16 protein-coding genes and 2 tRNA genes are annotated in these 19,274 nt (G+C 40.0%); 2 read left to right on the forward strand and 16 right to left on the reverse strand.

All coding sequences use genetic code 11. The features are described from left to right. Position 1 precedes the first annotated feature (1 nt). From yihA to racE, 12 genes are all read right to left on the reverse strand, one after another. Positions 2-583 carry a ribosome biogenesis GTP-binding protein YihA/YsxC gene (gene yihA / locus ABRT01_RS04525; RefSeq protein ID WP_367746404.1) on the reverse strand — a complete coding sequence of 194 codons (582 nt, stop codon included), beginning with the start codon at positions 581-583 and terminating at the stop codon, positions 2-4. Beyond that, positions 564-2,900 carry an endopeptidase La gene (gene lon / locus ABRT01_RS04530; RefSeq protein WP_269412514.1) on the reverse strand — a complete coding sequence of 779 codons (2,337 nt, stop codon included), beginning with the start codon at positions 2,898-2,900 and terminating at the stop codon, positions 564-566. The genes yihA and lon overlap by 20 nt, the downstream gene beginning before the upstream one ends. A gap of 413 nt (positions 2,901-3,313) precedes the next feature. Continuing rightward, positions 3,314-4,591 carry an ATP-dependent protease ATP-binding subunit ClpX gene (gene clpX / locus ABRT01_RS04535; protein ID WP_269412056.1) on the reverse strand — a complete coding sequence of 426 codons (1,278 nt, stop codon included), beginning with the start codon at positions 4,589-4,591 and terminating at the stop codon, positions 3,314-3,316. Positions 4,592-4,970: 379 nt separating this feature from the next. Continuing rightward, the gene (gene tig, locus ABRT01_RS04540; protein WP_269412055.1) at positions 4,971-6,263 is read right to left on the reverse strand and encodes a trigger factor; all 1,293 of its coding nucleotides are present in this window, start codon (positions 6,261-6,263) and stop codon (positions 4,971-4,973) included. A 140-nt stretch (positions 6,264-6,403) separates the two neighbouring features. Then, a complete protein-coding gene (locus ABRT01_RS04545) occupies positions 6,404-7,381 on the reverse strand; it encodes a tetratricopeptide repeat protein (protein ID WP_269412054.1) in 978 nt (325 codons plus the stop codon). 150 nt (positions 7,382-7,531) lie between these two features. Continuing rightward, positions 7,532-7,605: transfer RNA gene (locus tag ABRT01_RS04550), tRNA-Arg, on the reverse strand. A gap of 18 nt (positions 7,606-7,623) precedes the next feature. After that, a tRNA-Gly gene (locus ABRT01_RS04555) sits at positions 7,624-7,697 on the reverse strand. Positions 7,698-7,935: 238 nt separating this feature from the next. Next, complete coding sequence (locus ABRT01_RS04560; RefSeq protein ID WP_269412053.1) at positions 7,936-8,451, reverse strand: metallophosphoesterase; 516 nt, start codon at positions 8,449-8,451, stop codon at positions 7,936-7,938. A 70-nt stretch (positions 8,452-8,521) separates the two neighbouring features. Further along, positions 8,522-9,130: an XTP/dITP diphosphatase gene (locus ABRT01_RS04565; protein WP_269412052.1), complete on the reverse strand. Its 609-nt coding sequence runs from the start codon at positions 9,128-9,130 to the stop codon at positions 8,522-8,524. 23 nt (positions 9,131-9,153) lie between these two features. Beyond that, positions 9,154-9,900: a ribonuclease PH gene (gene rph, locus ABRT01_RS04570; RefSeq protein WP_269412051.1), complete on the reverse strand. Its 747-nt coding sequence runs from the start codon at positions 9,898-9,900 to the stop codon at positions 9,154-9,156. 204 nt (positions 9,901-10,104) lie between these two features. Next, positions 10,105-11,202 (reverse strand): GerMN domain-containing protein, encoded by a 1,098-nt coding sequence (locus tag ABRT01_RS04575; RefSeq protein WP_269412050.1) that lies wholly within the window; start codon positions 11,200-11,202, stop codon positions 10,105-10,107. Between the two features lie 98 nt (positions 11,203-11,300). After that, complete coding sequence (gene racE / locus ABRT01_RS04580) at positions 11,301-12,113, reverse strand: glutamate racemase (RefSeq protein ID WP_269412513.1); 813 nt, start codon at positions 12,111-12,113, stop codon at positions 11,301-11,303. Positions 12,114-12,739: 626 nt separating this feature from the next. Here racE and ABRT01_RS04585 point away from each other — a divergent pair. Beyond that, positions 12,740-12,964 (forward strand): helix-turn-helix domain-containing protein, encoded by a 225-nt coding sequence (locus ABRT01_RS04585; protein WP_269412049.1) that lies wholly within the window; start codon positions 12,740-12,742, stop codon positions 12,962-12,964. Positions 12,965-13,211: 247 nt separating this feature from the next. Here ABRT01_RS04585 and sdhB read toward each other — a convergent pair whose 3' ends face one another. The 3 genes from sdhB to ABRT01_RS04600 are packed head-to-tail and all read right to left on the reverse strand — an operon-like array spanning position 13,212 to position 16,395. Continuing rightward, complete coding sequence (gene sdhB, locus ABRT01_RS04590) at positions 13,212-13,973, reverse strand: succinate dehydrogenase iron-sulfur subunit (protein ID WP_269412048.1); 762 nt, start codon at positions 13,971-13,973, stop codon at positions 13,212-13,214. Positions 13,974-13,989: 16 nt separating this feature from the next. Continuing rightward, a complete protein-coding gene (sdhA, locus tag ABRT01_RS04595; RefSeq protein WP_269412047.1) occupies positions 13,990-15,741 on the reverse strand; it encodes a succinate dehydrogenase flavoprotein subunit in 1,752 nt (583 codons plus the stop codon). Positions 15,742-15,774: 33 nt separating this feature from the next. Beyond that, complete coding sequence (locus ABRT01_RS04600; protein WP_269412512.1) at positions 15,775-16,395, reverse strand: succinate dehydrogenase cytochrome b558 subunit; 621 nt, start codon at positions 16,393-16,395, stop codon at positions 15,775-15,777. Positions 16,396-16,909: 514 nt separating this feature from the next. On the opposite strand from ABRT01_RS04600, the gene ABRT01_RS04605 reads away from it, so the two are divergent. After that, a complete protein-coding gene (locus ABRT01_RS04605; RefSeq protein WP_269412046.1) occupies positions 16,910-17,350 on the forward strand; it encodes a DUF2507 domain-containing protein in 441 nt (146 codons plus the stop codon). Positions 17,351-17,430: 80 nt separating this feature from the next. Here the strand turns inward: ABRT01_RS04605 and uvrC are convergent, their stop codons facing one another. After that, positions 17,431-19,215, reverse strand: coding sequence for an excinuclease ABC subunit UvrC (gene uvrC, locus ABRT01_RS04610; protein ID WP_269412511.1), 1,785 nt, complete (start codon positions 19,213-19,215; stop codon positions 17,431-17,433). Between the last annotated feature and the right edge of the window lie 59 nt (positions 19,216-19,274).

Below are 19,274 nucleotides of genomic sequence, written 5' to 3' on the forward strand. Positions count from 1 at the left end.
ATCATAAGTAGGTTTTCAACAATGCCCAAGCCTCGTCCTTCCCTTCCCCGGTTTCCGCGGAAAATGGCAGGAGAGCATCCTCTGCTTCCAGCTGCAATGTTTCCCGGGCTCGTTTTAAATATGCTTGCCTTTTTCCTTTAGGGATCTTATCCAGCTTGGTTGCAATCACGATAACTGGCAGTTCAAAGTATTTGACAAAGTCGTACATTTGCACGTCATCTCTTGTTGGTTCGTGGCGAATATCAGTAACCAGTATTACCGCCTTTAACGTCTTGCGATTTTGGAAATATTCTTCCATCATCCGGCCCCACTTTACCCGCTCCTTCTTGGAAACCTTGGCATAACCATACCCAGGTACATCTACAAAATAAAACAAATCATTAATTTTATAAAAATTCAACGTCTGAGTTTTTCCCGGTTTTGATGAGGTTCTGGCTAAATTCTTGCGGTTAATCAATTTATTAATAAATGATGACTTTCCCACATTTGAGCGACCAGCCAGAGCTATTTCCGGAAGCTGGTCACCCGGATATTGTTTTTTGCTAACAGCACTTATAACGATCTCAGCGTTTGTTACTTTCATGATTCTCCTCCACAAGCGCATACTCTAACACCTGATCCAAGTGTCCAACAGGGATAAATGTTAAACCATCACGAACACTTTCCGGAATATCTTCTATATCTTTTTTATTATCTTCCGGGATAATAATGGTGGTGATTCCAGCCCGATGCGCACTCAATGATTTCTCCTTAAGGCCGCCAATTGGCAATACACGACCACGTAATGTGATTTCTCCAGTCATTGCTACTTCTTTTTTAACGGCCCTGCCCGACAGCGCGGAAACCAATGCTGTTGCCATGGTAATACCGGCCGATGGACCATCTTTTGGTGTAGCTCCTTCCGGGACATGAACATGAATGTCATACTTTTCATAAAAGTCAGGTTCAATCCCCAGTTCTTCCGCTCGAGAACGAATATAACTGAAGGCTGCTTGTGCTGACTCCTGCATCACATCACCCAGTTTTCCAGTAAGCGTCAATTTACCCTTTCCTGGATAATAGGATACCTCAATCGATAATGTATCGCCGCCTGCTGTTGTGTATGCAAGACCCGTTGCAGCACCAACCTGATCTTCTGCTTCCATTTGTCCGTAACGGAAAATTGGTTTACCCAGCATATCCTCTAATCTCTTCTTAGTTACAACTACCCGCTTTTTATCCTCAGTAATAATTTGCTTGGCAGCCCTCCTGCAAAGTGTAGCAATTTGCCGTTCCAATCCCCTTACACCGGCCTCACGGGTATATCTGCGAATGAGTTCCAGCAAGGCATCATCCCGCACCTGTAAATTGCCCTTTTTTAATCCATTTTCTTTTAATTGTTTAGGCAGTAAATGTCTTTTGGCAATATGCAGTTTCTCTATTTCTGTATAACCAGCTATCGTAATAAGTTCCATTCGATCCAATAAAGGTGCAGGAATATTATTGATGTAATTGGCAGTAGCGATAAATAATACATTCGATAAATCATACGTCTCCTCAATAAAATGATCACTGAAATTACTGTTTTGTTCCGGATCAAGGACCTCCAGCATTGCCGAAGATGGATCTCCCCGAAAATCATTGGACATTTTATCGATTTCATCCAGAAGAAATACAGGGTTAATTGTTCCTGCTTTTTTCATACCTTGAATAATTCTCCCTGGCATTGCGCCAATATATGTCCGGCGATGTCCCCTTATCTCCGCTTCGTCACGAATACCTCCCAGCGAGATGCGGACAAAATTTCGGTTAACGGAAGCGGCAATTGATTTTGCCAACGATGTTTTTCCAACCCCCGGCGGTCCTACGAGACATAAAATTGGACCTTTGATTGATTCGGTCAATTTCTGTACTGCCAGATACTCCAATATTCGTTCTTTCACTTTTTCAAGACCATAATGATCCCGCTCCAAAACATACTGTGCTTTATTAATATCAATGGTATCCTCTGTTTTAGTTGTCCATGGCAAGGCAAGCAGCCATTCCAGATAATTACGGATGACAGAACTTTCCGCAGAACTTTGTGGGACTTGTTCGTATCTGCCTAATTCTTTCCAGGCGACCTCTTTCATGCGGTCAGGCATATCGGATTTTTCAATTTTGTCCTGTAGCTGACTTACTTCGCCGGTTTTCCCGTCACTATCTCCAAGTTCATTCTGAATTGCCTTTAACTGTTCTCTTAAGTAATATTCCTTTTGCGTTTTTTCCATCGAAGTTTTTACACGTTGGCCTATTTTCTTTTCCAAATCAAGTACTTTTTTCTCGTTGGAAATTAATTTCAGTAAATGTTGCAGTCGGCTTTTTACATTTTCTGTTTCCAGCAAAGCTTGTTTATCTTTTAATTTTAATGAAAGATGTGATGTGATAATATCAGCAAGACGTCCTGGTTCATCGATATCCGCCACCGTTGCAAACGTCTCCTTGGTTATTTTTCGGGAAACTTTTGTGTACTGTTCAAACTGATCTAGCAGCGTTCTCATTAACGCCTCTTCTTCATTCGTATCGTTGCTTTCCTCTTCAAGTCGGTTTATTTCCACAAAGAAATCATCTTTTTCCTCAATAAAACGAACGATTTCACCACGGTATAACCCTTCGACAAGCACACGAATCGTCCCATTAGGCAGCTTTAACATCTGGTTTACCTTTGCCACTGTTCCTACTCGATAAATATCGGCAGGCTTTGGCTCATCGATACTTACTTTTTTTTGAGCAGCAAGAAAAATGGTCTGGTCATCCATCATCGCCTTTTCTAATGCTGCTACAGATTTATCCCGGCCAACATCAAGGTGCAGCACCATCGTTGGAAAAACAAGTAATCCACGTAATGGGAGGAGGGGAAGTTGTTTAGAATCATTTGTCATCATATGTACCTCCATAATTCAATATCTCTTCTATGTCTTCCTTTATATTCCTAAATTTTATAGAAAACCCGTCCATTTGTAAATGTCCAGGTGAAATAACTGTCCCTAGTATGACCTTCAGCCTGGTTATCATGCAACGGTAGGTATTGTCTTACTTCCCTGTAATAAAAGTGAAAAAAGACTAGCCAAAAAGCATTGAAACTCCCAGCAATTATGGTCATCATAAAGGAGCAATAAGCTTCAGGCTAGTCTTACACTTATTCTTTTCATTCTGATTCTTGATTAACGCGACCGTTCAGCTTCTACGCCAGTAGCACTGCTTTCACCTTACTCACGAAATAAGACAGAGTAGAAATTCAGGCTCCATTCCTGTGCCAGCGTAGACCTCGTCTGGAGCCAACATCGGCCTCCAATCAGGCACTTTCTCTAGGAAGCTTTTCATTACCTTGCGTCACCGTTCCATCATAGAAGACCAGTTTCGGGTTGCCATTTTCTTGTGAGACTGTTTCTTTTGTAATCACACACTTTTCAATATCTTCGCGTGATGGCAGTTCAAACATCACATCAAGCATAATTCCTTCAATAATTGAACGCAATCCACGGGCACCTGTTTTGCGTTCAATTGCACTCTTGGCAATTTCTACAAGTGCTTCATCTTCAAATTCCAGTTGCACGTCATCCATTCGGAAAAGTTTTTCATATTGCTTCACCAATGCGTTCTTCGGTTTTGTTAAAATCTCCACAAGTGCATCCTCATCCAATGGTTCCAGTGCACCGATCACTGGCAAACGACCAATAAATTCCGGAATCAAACCATAGCGTAACAAATCCTCCGGCAGTACTTTAGACAGTAATTGTCCAACTTCCAGATCCTCTTGTTTGTCATTGGAACCAAACCCGATTACTTTCTTGCCGAGGCGACGTTTGATGATTTGATCGATCCCATCAAATGCCCCACCGCAAATAAATAATACGTTCGTTGTATCGATTTGGATAAACTCCTGATGCGGATGTTTCCGGCCACCTTGTGGAGGAACACTTGCCACAGTACCTTCAAGTATTTTCAATAATGCTTGCTGAACACCTTCACCGGAAACGTCACGGGTAATAGAAGGATTCTCTGATTTACGGGCCACCTTATCGATCTCGTCAATGTAAATAATTCCCTTTTCTGCTTTTTCTACATCATAGTCCGCAGCCTGGATTAACTTTAGCAAAATATTTTCAACGTCTTCCCCAACATAACCAGCTTCCGTCAATGATGTGGCATCGGCAATCGCAAATGGGACATTCAAAATTCTGGCCAGCGTTTGGGCAAGCAGTGTTTTACCACTTCCTGTCGGGCCAATCATCGCAATATTACTTTTGGACAGTTCCACATCATCCGAATTTTTGGGTGCATTAATCCGCTTGTAATGATTGTAAACAGCCACAGACAAATTCTTTTTTGCTTTATCTTGACCAATCACATAGTCATCAAGAATTTCACATATTTCTTTCGGTTTCGGCACTTCTTTGAATTCTGTTTCTTCTTCTGTACCAAGTTCCTCTTCCACTATTTCCGTACAAAGATCAATACATTCATCACATATATAAACACCAGGTCCAGCAACCAGTTTTCGTACTTGATCCTGACTCTTTCCACAAAACGAACATTTTAATTGTCCTTTTTCTTCATTAAATTTAAACATTTACATTTCACCCCTAGAATTCACTTAACTTTATTTCCATCATTCATCCGCTTACGTACTCACTTTCATAGCCATCATATCAGATGAAGCATGGAAAACAAAACGATACATCTTCAGTACCTGTACCATTATCGTTTAAGATTTCATATCTATATTTTTTTATTATGGAGAAATAAATATAAAAGTCAAATCATAACTATTGTTAGTGTATGTTAACATGCGGATAAAAAGTCGCAAATAAATCTGATTTTCTGGTTTATTCACGCTTGGAGGCGGGTTATTACTGCCCATTAATGCGTAAAGGAACAAGGCGCGAATTATTCGCGCCTTGTTTCCTATTATTAACCATCTTCGGTTGTACTTAAACCATTTTCATGAATTATTTAGTTATCGTGGTACTATTATCAACTAAAAAGTCAACCGCTTTTTTCATCTTCAGATCCTCTTTTAATACTTCCGTGCTTCCACCAAGCGCTTGTACCAACTGTTCGGTACTAGCACCGTACATGGACGCCATATTCTCCAGTTCATTCTCCGCATCTTCATCAGTAACTTCCAAACCTTCCTGATTGAAAATGGCTTCTAAAACAAGATTACTTTTGACACGTTGTTCTGCATCGTCTTTAAGTTGTTCACGTAATGCTTGTTCATCCTGACCAGAGAACTGCTGGTACATTTCCAATGTCATGCCTTGCATTTGCAGACGCTGTTCAAATTCCTTAACCATCCGATCAAGCTCGGTATCAATCATAGCAGATGGTATATCAACCTGTGCATTGTCTGTAGCTTGACTGATTAGTGATTCCTGCTTTTGATTCTCAGCATTTTGCTTTGCTTGCGCTTCTAAATTTTCACGTGTTTTTTGTTTTAATTCGTCAAGTGTTTCTACTTCTTCATCAACATCTTTAGCAAATTCATCATCAAGTTCAGGCAACTCTTTTGTCTTTATTTCATGAATTTTGACTTTAAACGTTGCTTCTTTACCTGCTAATTCCTCTGCATGATAATCTTCCGGGAAGGTTACATTGATTTCCGTTTCCTCATCAGAACCCTTTCCAATCAACTCTTCCTCAAATCCAGGAATAAATTGGCCAGATCCAATTTCCAATGAAAAATTATCGCCTTTACCACCTTCGAATGGTTCACCGTCAATGAACCCTTCAAAGTCAATCACTACTGTATCGCCCTCTTCAATTGTTCCTTCTTCTTTAACGATCAGTTCTGCATGATGTTGTCGTTGATGTTCGATTTCATGATCAACATCCTCATCAGTTACAGTTGTATCCTGTTCTTCCACTTCAAGACCCTTGTATTCTCCTAACGTTACCTCAGGTTTTACCGTTACTTTTGCAGTGAACACAAGATCCTTACCTTGTTCAATTTCTTCAATATCAACTGCTGGTTGTTCAACTGGCTCAATTCCGGTTTCTTCAACAGCATTCATATATGCGTTTGGAAGCACGATATCAACCGCATCCTGGTACAGAGATTCGACACCAAAACGTTTATCAAATATCTTGCGTGGAACCTTCCCCTTACGAAATCCAGGAATTTGCACCTTTTTAACAACTTTTTTAAAAGCTTGATCCAGTGCTTTATCAAACTCGTCCGCACTAACGCTAAATGTCAAAACCCCTTCATTACCTTCTTGTTTTTCCCAATTTGCTGTCATGCTACTTCCCTCCAAAATCTATTCATTCCATTAATTATTTGTTCAAGACATTTCTGTTTGTACAAAGATATAAGATGAACCTAAATTTACAACCATTTTATTATAACATAATTAGTGACCCTTTCAAGCAATTCCTAAGGTTATTCATCAATAACGAACAAATATAGTTTCTCACATCGTTCTATTTGTTCTTTATATTCTTGTACCATAAACTGATCCGAATGGTCTTTTATCGGCAAATTTAACCGTTCTTTACCAATTGCCATTAACGCTCTGGCAATTATTGTTACATCCTCATCAGGCGGCATCACAGGATAGCGTACATAGCTATACTGGAGTAGTAATTTTTCCACCAGCATATATAATGTTGGGTTTTCCTGCTCCAAACCTCCGATCTGAAGTTTTGTTTGTTTTACAATACTATGTTCATCATATTTAACAACTGAATTCGGTACCACTGTCAAGTTGTGGTTCAATTTATGTATGGTAACTGGTTCAGAAACATCCATTTCCTGTAACAGTTGAAAAAGGCTTGTTTTGATAACCGGGTGGATCTGCTCGCTGATTAACAATGGAGTCAGCAAAGCTAATTTAGGTTTTATTTTTTCACTTCTGATTTTTTTTAGGAACAGCCATTGTTTTTCGTAATCACTTTCTTCAACTGCTTTTAGCAATACTTTTATGTATTTATCCAATTTCAGTTCTTTTTGCTGGTGGTTCATTTTTTCGCTCATATCATATAACTGCTTGAATTGGTCTTCATATAGAGGAGGAATATTATCCGTTTGGCATTCCGCTTCAATTTGTTCCATTAATTCCTCATATTGGCTGGTTTGAAATAATAAGGTTAAATAAATATGTAAATATTGATAATAATGTTCTCCTTTATGCGCGATTAAGTCTTCACACAAATCCTGTGCATCATCAAGATATCCCAATTCCATTAAACAAATAAGCTTGCCAATCAAAATCTCATGATTCGCTACTTGATAGTTTATCAGTTTATTCAATTTTTCCAATGCTTCTTCATAACGTTTTGCTCTAAGAGCTGCCAGGCTTTCCTCCTCAAGTTCTGTTTTCCACTTAGGAAAAAGCACGACATTGTTGTTATCGCACATATCTTAACTCCTTCCATCCTTTACTGCGATAAACCATTGCAAAATATATACCCCATTGTGTATGCAATAAAACCCTTTCATTTCATCATAACACGATTACTATGTAAAAAAAAGAAACCTATTGCATATATAGGTTTCTTGCTAAAAAAGCGTCCCAGGCAGGATTCGAACCTGCGACCCACAGCTTAGAAGGCTGTTGCTCTATCCAGCTGAGCTACTGGGACATTCATCAAACTTATGTATGGAGCGGGTGAAGGGAATCGAACCCTCATCATCAGCTTGGAAGGCTGAGGTTTTACCACTAAACTACACCCGCATCACAATCGATTAGCAGAACTTTTTTAACAGACAAGATCTATTATAGGCATCTATTGTACATTTGTCAATGGTTTTGCCAGGAATTTTAAGGCTTATCCATTGTTCTTCTATAGATAAACCCTAAAGTTCCTTTGCTAGTAGTAAAACCCGACTAAATCACCATTCTTATTGTCCGATTTTCGGTTTTTAACCTGTTAAAAATGTATAATTTTGATGGTATGGTTAATTAAGCCGTGCTAGTTAATTAAAGATGTATGATATGTAAGTTCCTTTACCATTTCTCCATCAATGTTATAAAAATTAACATAGACATTATCTTTTGCTGTCCAACTAATAATTGCATACGTACATTCGGATATCTTTCTTGGCATTCGAATACTGCCAGGGTTTATAAATAACTGATCTCCGGATTTCTCCGCACCAGCAATATGTGTATGACCGAAACAGACGATCTGGGCATTACTCTCCTGCGCCCGATACGCTATATTCATTAAGCTCATTTTTACTTGATAAAGATGTCCATGTGTAACAAATACATTGACACCGTCTGCATCAATCAACTGTTCATTCGGAAATCTGGAGTCACTATCGCAATTTCCGGCAACTTTAACATATCCCTCAAGTTCAGGTGCATCCATTTCCAATTCCGAATCTCCGCAATGAATCATGAAGTCTGCATGATGCCGTTCCCTAATTTGCGTTAATTCATTTGTTAAACCATGGCTATCACTAACAACTAAAATATTTGGCAATTCAGACCCTCTCCTTAAACGTTTGACACGATTTAATCTTACCAGAAGTCCGGATATGAATCCAAAAATATCATTCGAGTTTCCTGGTCAAAGCTGGAATATCGTTTTCCAATTTGATTATCGCTTTTTTTCGGTGACTGATGGCGTTTTTTTCTGATGGATCAAGCTCAGCCATTGTTTGTGAATAACCAGTTGGGATAAAAACAGGGTCATACCCAAAACCATTTTTCCCCTTAGGTGCCATTGCGATACTGCCTGTGCAGACTCCTTTATAAAAGGTAGTCTCATGATCCGGCATGGCAATCGCAAGCACGCATACAAAGTGGGCTTGACGATGTTCAGGAGGTACACCCTTCAGTTCGTTCATTACTTTAACCAGATTATTCTCATCATTTTTTGGTTCACCGGCATAACGCGCGGAAAAAACCCCTGGCCTGCCATCCAAAGCATCGATCATTAAGCCGGAATCATCAGCTAGCACAGGTATTTGCATTCGTTTGGCAATCGCTTCGGCCTTTATGGCAGCATTTTCTTCAAAGGTAGTTCCTGTTTCTTCAATATCTGGAATACTTTCCGGTAAATCCAATAAAGACACAGCCTGAATTTGATACCTATGAAAAAAATCCCTGAATTCTGTCGCTTTACCCGGGTTTTTGGTTGCAATGATAAGCTGTTTCATTTTCCGCCTCCATTATGGTCGTTTTATCTGGATTCTCCGATTCGTTCGGCTAGTGTACCAAGTGTTGCGCGTTGTTTTTCAATAATGGAAGTGATGCCTTCGTTTGCAAGCCCGAGCATAGTTTGTAGCTGGTTTGCGGTAAAGGTTGCCTCTTCCCCTGTACCTTGGATTTCTACAAATTCACCGGAACCTGTCATGATAATATTCATATCTACATGTGCCTTGGAATCTTCTTCATAATTCAAATCCAAAATTTCAGTTCCGTCTGGCATTACCCCTACAGAAATGGCTGCCAAAAAGTCAGTGACCGGCATTTTGGTTAATACTTTTTTATCCAGAAGTTTCCCGAATGCTTGAACAACCGCGACAAAAGCGCCGGTAATCGATGCTGTCCGGGTTCCACCGTCAGCCTGAATAACATCACAATCTACCCAAACTGTTCGTTCGCCGATTTTGTTCAAATCAACAACCGCCCGTAACGCCCTGCCAATCAGTCGCTGAATTTCCATAGTTCGGCCACTTACTTTTCCCTTGGAGGATTCACGAATGTTTCGCTGCTCTGTTGCCCGTGGCAGCATCGCATATTCAGCTGTAATCCATCCTTTGCCCTGACCGCGCATAAAAGGAGGAACTCTATCTTCAATGCTTGCATTACAAATCACTTTTGTATCTCCGATCTGAATCAATACAGAGCCTTCAGGATGTTTAACAAAATTGGGTATGAAAGTAATTGGTCGTAAACTGGTTGATGTACGTTGATCATTTCTCACTATTAACTCCTCCTTATAACAACTACAATCGTAACATATTTTTCGCAATGGCAACACGTTCATACATTGGATTTTCTTAACCAAAGCACAAAGGCGTAAGCGCCCGGTTAGCGGCGTATGTGCTGTGCCCGTGCAACACGGGTATTTAATATTTATAATTTCCTAAGCAATAAAAAGAAGGGCTGTATTACCAGCCGCTTCATTTTAAAGCTCTTTTGTTTTAGTTACCATGTCTTCAGTTACCGGCTCCGTGTATGGTTCACCATTTTCATTGAAAAGCTTATCAACATCCTCTACCTTTACATTAACTGCTTTAACACCTTTTTGTTCGGTTAATGTCCGCACTAAAGTTTCAATTACATCATCCGAGATTGTTGTCTTATCTTTATTCTCTAAAATATCCTGATTAAACTTTATGTCCAGCACACCATCATGCAATGACGGTTTTGCGGCTAAAGTCGTATCAGAATTAAACACCTGCTTGGCGTTAACTTTATACCCCGGTCCATTAACCAATGCCTGTACAATGGCCCCAAATACATCTTCACTTTTATCAGCTGCTACATGTTGTGTAACAGGAACAAAATATTTGGTATTGTTATATTCTGTTGGATAATACATCGTTACCGCCTTACTATCAATTAAGTCAACAGTATCTGTCTGTGTCAGATTAATGCCATTTGTCCTGGAGTAGCCATCCCCAATTGGTGTACCGTTTACGGGCATTTCAGTTTGCGGATAGCCATTTATCTCCAGTTTCATTTTATCGACACCATCAAACTGCGTTACCGTATATGTCATAGCCTCCAGTATTTTCAATTCATCATCTGCTTGATAGTTTTCAAATTCCTTGGAAACATCAACAACCAAAGTACCGTCATCCTTTAGATCCAGTCCCTTAATTTCTGTACCTGATGGAAGTACGGCTTGAAAACCATTTGGAAGCACATTTGCAACCGGCCCATCTTTTACCAAGTATTCTAATGCTTGCGTTGCTACTTCCATCGAATCGGCCTTAGGCAGTTCGACCGTTTGTGGAGCTACCATTCCATTGGCATCAAGTAAATATAATTGCCGCTTCACCGTTTGATCCGTCGCTTCTTCTTTTTTTCCCTTTTCAGCCTTTTTGTCAGTTGCTTCATCTTTGGCTGAATGGTTATCAAGATTATCTACTTGTTCGGCACCTTGTCCCTTTGGTGGATCCATTTCCTCATTTATTGATTGCTCCCCCTTAAAACAGCCTGACAATATGATGGACATACTCATAATCCCAGTCATAAGTAATATACCACGCTTCTGCATATGATTCCCTCCCACGATGGTTGTACTATTATATATACGAGCCTATCGTAAAATTAGACCAACATGCAGAAAAAAATCAGGCTTTGCTTATCCTGACGTTAACAAATGACCGCCTTTTCAATCGATACTTTTTGAAAATCGGCATCAGTCTTAAAAACATCCTCCGCGATTTTACGAAACGTTCCTAATTCGCCAGTCGCATAAAATTGATGCACCGGAATACGGTCTCCTGTATATAATTTCTTATGAAACGATAAAATCGCACTTGTCTCACGGGCAGTCTCTTCACTGGACGAAATAACTGTAACACGATCACCCATCACTTCCTGGATGGTGTCTTTAATTAGCGGATAGTGAGTACATCCAAGAATTAATGTATCAATATGGTTATTTTCCTTCATCGGTTTCAGGGCATCCTCAACAACCTGTTTCGCTGTTTCTCCACTTAATATTCCTTGCTCTACCATTGGGACAAACGTGGGACAGCTTTGTACATGAACGTGGATATCTGAACGGATGTCCCTTAAGGCTTGTGGATAAGCTTGACTGCGAACAGTTCCCTCTGTGCCAATTACCCCGACATAGCCGTTTGACGTAAAATTGATTGCCGCTCGAGCACCAGGCTGAATAACCCCTATCACCGGTATTGACAATTGTTCCTGCAATTCAGTTAACGTAAATGCTGTGGCAGTATTACAAGCAATAACAAGCATTTTAATCTTCTTTTCCAACAGGTATTCTACCATTTCCCAAGTGAATTTCCTTACCTCTTCTTTAGATCTTGGACCATAGGGGCAACGCAATGTATCACCAAGATAAATCAATCGTTCTTTCGGCAGTTGTCTGATTAACTCATGAGCGACGGTTAAACCACCAACCCCTGAATCGATAACGCCAATTGCATCCTCCAAAAAAATCGCCTCTTCTTTGCTGTTATTTATCATGATTGTTCTTCATTTGTGTCTAAAGCAAAACGAATAGTTCATGCTTTCCTGCCATTCCGGATAACATTTTCTATTCCTGCCGTTTTTCAATTACTTCACTAATAATATTTCTCCCCTTCAATAATACATGTATGCGAACAACACACCAGTCGTTGATGTCACATATCCGTTTGACATTTTATTTTTTTCATTAAGTCGACCAAAACAGTTGTGACACTAAAAGCCAAGCTGCTTTTCTATTTTATCATAAACCAGTTTTATGAACTTAACAAAAACCACCTCATTTAAAGAGGTTGTTCAAAAAGTCCGGTGCTCAAAGCTACGCCGCCTTGAACTGCTCAGTCCTTTTCATCCTCGTTTTTGAACACTCACTTAAATGTATTTTACCTGTCAACGACGCGGCAAATTTGTTTTTTTCCTCTTCGCTAAAAGCAGCGTTCATTAATTTGCGTTTATTTTCAGTACACATAGAAAATAAATATGATGACGCTTCTATAAATTGTGCTCACCGATTGCCTTTGCATTCATAAGCTATAGTGACTAAATAATTCCCTTCAATCTGCAGCTCTATGACAGTAAGGAGGGGTTAAGATTTGAAGGACAACGACTATAAACCGAAGCAATTATTAACAAAACGAGAAAAAGAAGTATTCGAACTCTTAGTACAAGACAAAACAACAAAAGAAATTGCCCAGGAATTGTTTATATCTGAGAAGACTGTCCGTAACCATATTTCCAATGCTATGCAAAAATTAGGGGTCAAGGGGCGATCGCAGGCAGTAGTAGAGCTCCTTCGCATGGGGGAATTAAAGCTCTAACAAAAACCGGCTTTCATCTATGAAGGCCGGTTTTTAGTCGGCCTTCCTTAACATCTCACTTTTTCTGCGGGGTCTTCACACTGCGCATTCCCACAGGAGTCTCCGTGTTTTTCCTCCGCTAACTAGTTTATCATTACCATTTTTATTCATTAATTTCAACCATAGATTTTGGTGGACCCAAAAATCAAAAAGAAATGGTCTCTATCGTGCGCCGATAGAGACCATCATCATATAATAAAAATCCGCATTAAATACGATCACTGCCAAAGAAATTCTTAAATGCCTGAATGTTTGTATCCCGGTTCATTGCAGCAATGGAGGTAGTTAACGGAATTCCTTTTGGACACACCTGAACACAGTTTTGCGCATTACTGCATCCAGAAATTCCACCATCTTCCATGAGAGCTTCCAGCCGTTCACTTTTATTCATTTCCCCTGTTGGATGTGCGTTATACAACCGTGGCAATGATAGCGCAAACGGTCCGATGAAATTTGATTTATCATTTACATTTGGACATGCCTCTACACATACCCCGCAAGTCATACATTTTGATAGTTCATATGCCCATTGCCGTTTTTTCTCCGGCATACGTGGTCCAGGTCCCAAATCATAGGTGCCATCAATTGGAATCCAGGCTTTGATTCGCTTCAAGGCATCAAACATCTGCTCCCTATCAACAATCAAGTCACGTACAACTGGGAACGTGCTCATTGGTTCCAGACGAATTGGCTGTTCCAATTTATCAACTAACGCCGCACAAGCTTGACGGGCAGTACCATTAATCACCATAGAGCACGCACCGCACACTTCCTCCAAACAGTTCATGTCCCATTGTACGGGGGCTGTTTTTTCTCCTTTTGCATTCACTGGGTTTTGTCTTATTTCCATCAACCCGGAGATCACATTCATATTTGATTTATAAGGAATTTGGAACGTTTCCTCATAAGGAGCAGAATCCGGGCTGTCTTGACGCTTGATAATAAACGTAACAGTCTTTTGCTCAGCCATGTCTATCCCTCTCTCCTTAGTGTTTTTTCGTGTAGTCACGCAACCTTGGCTTTATTAAGGAAGTATCAACTTCTTCATATGATATTTCCGGGGCATTTTCTTCTTTGTTAAACCTGGCAATTGTTGTTTTTAACCATTCTTCATCATTACGATCCGGATAATCTGGCTTGTAATGCGCTCCCCGGCTTTCATTACGGTAATATGCACCCAATGTAATAACACGAGCCAAATGCAGCATGTTTTTCAATTGACGGGTAAACATAATACCTTGATTACTCCAGCGTGATGTGTCATTAACATTAATGTTTTCCCAGCGTTCCTGGAATTCCTGAAGTTTTTCATATGTCTTCATCAATTTGTCATTATGGCGCACAACAGTTACATTATCCGTCATGATTTCGCCTAATTCCTTATGGAGACTGTAGGCATTTTCATTACCATCCATCTTCATCATGGCTTCAAATTTTTCCTGTTCCTCTTTTTCCCGATCCTCAAACAGCTTGGAAGAAAGATCAGAAACATGCTTATCCAGACCATCAATATATTTAATTGCATTTGGACCTGCCACAGAACCGCCATAGATCGCTGATAATAAAGAGTTTGCACCTAAACGGTTGCCGCCATGCTGTGTATAATCGCACTCACCGCAGGCAAATATTCCCGGGATATTGGTCATTTGATCATAATCAACCCACATACCGCCCATGGAGTAATGAACCGCCGGGAAAACCTTCATTGGTACTTTTCGCGGATCATCGCCAACAAATTTCTCATAAATTTCAATGATTCCACCTAATTTGACATCCAATTCTTTTGCATCTTTATGAGATAGATCAAGGTAAACCATATTTTCACCATTGATACCAAGTTTTTGATTGACACACACATCAAAAATTTCACGGGTCGCAATATCACGAGTAACCAGATTTCCGTAGGCTGGATATTTTTCCTCCAGGAAGTACCATGGTTCTCCATCTTTATACGTCCAAACACGACCACCTTCACCACGTGCTGATTCACTCATCAGACGAAGCTTGTCATCACCCGGGATTGCGGTTGGGTGAATTTGAATAAATTCACCGTTAGCATACTTCACACCTTGTTGGTAAAGCGCACTGGCTGCCGACCCAGTATTGATCATGGAATTTGTTGATTTCCCGAAGATAATTCCTGGCCCGCCAGTCGAGAAAATTGTTGCATCAGAAGGGAATGACTTAATTTCATGTGTTTTGATGTCTTGGGCAACAATCCCTTTACCAACACCGGCTTCATCAATAATAGCACCCACAAATTCCCAGCCTTCAAATTTTGTAACCAAACCTTCGACTTCAAAGCGTCTGACTTGTTCATCAAGTGCATATAGCAGTTGCTGTCCTGTAGTTGCCCCGGCATATGCTGTACGGTGGACATCCGTACCACCAAATCGCCGGAAATCAAGCAAACCCTCTGGTGTACGGTTAAACATGACGCCCATACGATCCATCAAATCAATGATGCCAGGCGCTGCTTCACACATCGCTTTTACAGGCGGCTGATTAGCCAAAAAGTCACCACCGTATACCGTATCATCAAAGTGTTTCCAAGGTGAGTCACCCTCACCTTTTGTATTCACCGCACCGTTAATACCGCCTTGGGCACATACAGAGTGAGAACGTTTTACAGGCACAATCGAAAACAGGTCTACATTCACACCCGCCTCAGCTGCTTTAATTGTTGCCATTAAGCCGGCAAGACCACCGCCGACAACAATAACTTTACGATTACTCATAATAAACACTCACTCTCCTAGTCATTAATCCTCTTAGATTCCATAGGCAAATGTTAATAAAGAACGAACACCAATGTAGCTGATCACTAAAAATATAATTAATGTTACATATGTAGCAATTTTTTGTGACCTTGGTGATTGCGTAAAGCCCCAGGATACCAAGAAACTCCATAAACCATTAGCAAAATGAAACGTAGTTGAAATCAGACCGATAATGTACACCCAGAACATAACCGGATTTGACAGAATATTTTCCATCAAACTGAAATCCAATGATGCATTGCCAAGCCAGATTTGAATCCGAGTTTCCCACACATGCCAAACGATATAAATAAATGTGATAATCCCGGTCACTCGCTGCAAAAAGTACATCCAATTACGGAAATAGCCATATTTCGTATAATTGTTCTTGGATACAAAAACAATATAAACCCCTAATATCGCGTGAAACAAGATTGGCAGATAAATAAGCACAAATTCCAACACAATTAAAAATGGCAAACTTTCCATGAATTCAGATGCTTTATTAAAGCTTTCCTCCCCATACACAGCAAAGTAATTTACCACCAAGTGTACGATCAGAAAGAGACCAACTGGTATGACCCCTAACAGCGAGTGTAGCCTGCGATACCCAAATTCGCGATGTTCCACTATGTATTACCCCCCTTAATAAATGTTATGTAATATTGGTTGTACGCATAGAGGATGTTCATAAAGTCCGGTGAAAATGGCGCCTCGAACAACGATGCATTCAGGACATGCTATATCGGCGTTGCAAAAGGACGCCTGAGAGAGTTAGCAGACCCTGACCCTTTTATCTTCCTTTTTGAACACACTCTTAGATGGACGGTGAAACTGTTTTTTTACCCCTGGTTATCCCATCACCGCCAAAATTGTACAATTTATGACACATTCATTGTACTTCTAACTACAATTAGCGTCAAGAAAACAGACAAGAAATTTTTTCAATCCGACCCCTTCCATCCGACCTTTTTGAACATCCTTTGTAAAAAATTCAACGGGATACTTGCACAACTCATGCATAAAATGGATAATAAATATAGCTTGTCATGCTACAGGTTATGGATGAGGTTGTAGCCTGTGGTTGTTTAAACATCGTATACATATTGATAGCAGATTGTCTTGTTAGGTAGAGAGGATGACACAAATGGGAAAGGAACCAGAATTATTCTCGTTATCCAAGCTGGATGAACTCCAAACATCCGGCGCTGGGTACGATGTTTTGCGATACATGGCGTTACCGGAATTGTTAGGATCAGAATCAGATACACTATTTTATTTTTTGGGGAAAAATTTGGCAAGAAAACTGGAATTAAGCTCGATTGATGATATTTATCAAGCATTTGATAAACTTGGCTGGGGACGATTGGAACTGGTAAAAGAAAAAAGGAGAGAACTCATTTTTCATTTAATGGCAGACTCAGTTGTGAATCGAATACAAGGGCCCTTCCCGGTAGAATTCCGCATTGAAGCAGGCTTTCTTGCTGAGGCTCTTCAACTGGTAAAAGGGGTTCCCTGTGAATGTGTGGAAGAAATTCATCATAAAATTTATCAGGTTGAGTTTTCAGTTGTTTATACTACCAAGTAACCAATTTTTAAGGGAACTGTTTCAAGTACAGTTCCCTCTTTTGTTTGAATGAACTTAAATGACAATAAAATTTGTTTTCCTTATCCGTCATTATTGTTATTTAAATGATCAAGTACTTGTTCAGCAATATTCTCGGGAATGCCCAGTTTGGTAATATCCTCTATTGAAGCCTTCCTCAATTCACCGACTGATTTAAAATGGGTCAGCAACAGGCGACGTCGCTTCTCACCAACCCCTGGTATTTTATCAAGCTCTGATTGTACCAGGTTTTTACCACGTAATTGCCGGTGAAAAGAAATCGCAAACCGATGTACCTCATCCTGAATCCGCTGTACCAGGTAAAATTCCTGTGATTTACGTGACAACGGTACAACAGACGGTGGTGTCCCATAAAGCAACTCACTTGTTTTATGCTTATCATCCTTCACCAGTCCGCATAATGGGATATCCAGGCCTAGTTCATTTTCGAGCACATCAAGCGCCACATTCATTTGTCCCTTACCGCCATCCACGATAATTAAATCGGGTAGCGGCAATTGATCCTTCAACACCCGTGTATAGCGACGACGAATTACTTCACGCATTGTTTCATAATCATCAGGCCCTTCAACATGCTTGATTTTATATTTACGATATTCTTTCTTATTTGCCCGCCCATCAATAAAAACAACCATAGCCGAAACAGGATCCGTACCCTGAATATTAGAATTATCAAACGCCTCAATCCGGTGGGGCACTTCAATTTGTAACACGTCACCCAACTGCTCTACCGCTTTAATAGTACGTGCTTCATCTTGTTCTATGATTGTAAATTTTTCTTTCAGGGAAATGGAGGCATTCTTTTTCGCCAATTCTACTAATTCCTTCTTTTTTCCCCTCAGTGGTACATGAACATCTACTTCCAGTAATTCCCTTAGAATCTCAGTATCCGTACCGATTGGAACAAGCACTTGCTTTGGTTTCAGGTGATGTTGATGCAAATAAAATCTGCCAATATAGCTTAAAAATGTTTCCTCGGGTTCATCGAAAAACGGGAACATGGCTACATCCCGTTCAATTAGTTTCCCCTGTCTAACAAAGAAGACCTGGATACACATCCAACCTTTATCATAGCTATATCCAAAAACATCACGATTTGTCCGATCATTCATTGTCATTTTCTGTTGCTCCATGACCGCTTCTATATGGTGAATTTGATCACGCAATTCTTTTGCCCGTTCAAAATTCAATGCTTCACTGGCAGCTATCATCTTGTTTTTTAGATCTGCCTTGATTTCTTTGTGCCCACCATTTAAAAATGTGGTGATATGCTGGACAATTTCTTTATATTCTTCTTCCGATGGAGGTGTTTCCGCACACGCCAAACATTGACCCATATGATAATAAAGGCAAAAACGTCCAGGTGGATTATTGCATTTTCGTAACGGATACAAACGATCCAGCAGCTTTTTGGTTTCTCTTGCTGCCAACACGTTTGGATATGGTCCAAAATATTTACCTTTATCCTTTTTTATTTTTCTGGTAATCAGCAGGCGCGGATGTCGCTCATTGGTTATTTTTAAATATGGGTATGTCTTGTCGTCTTTCAACATAACATTGTATTTTGGATCGTATTTTTTTATTAGATTCATTTCCAAAATAAGTGCTTCGATTTCTGATGAGGTGACAATATACTCAAAGTTATCGATTTCCTGCACCAATCGTTGCGTTTTCTTATCATTCGCACCGGTAAAATAAGACTTTACTCGGTTTTTTAATTTCTTGGATTTACCAACATAAATTACTGTTTGATGTTTATCTTTCATTAAATAACAACCTGGCAAGGCAGGGAGAACAGCTAATTTATCTTTAATGGTTTGGTTCATCATATCCTCCCCTTGCATCGTAAAACATCGCCTGTTTCGTCCCGTCTATAGCGTAAGGG

The organism is Lentibacillus sp. L22 (genome assembly GCF_040812445.1).
Lineage (GTDB): Bacteria > Bacillota > Bacilli > Bacillales > Amphibacillaceae > Lentibacillus_C > Lentibacillus_C daqui.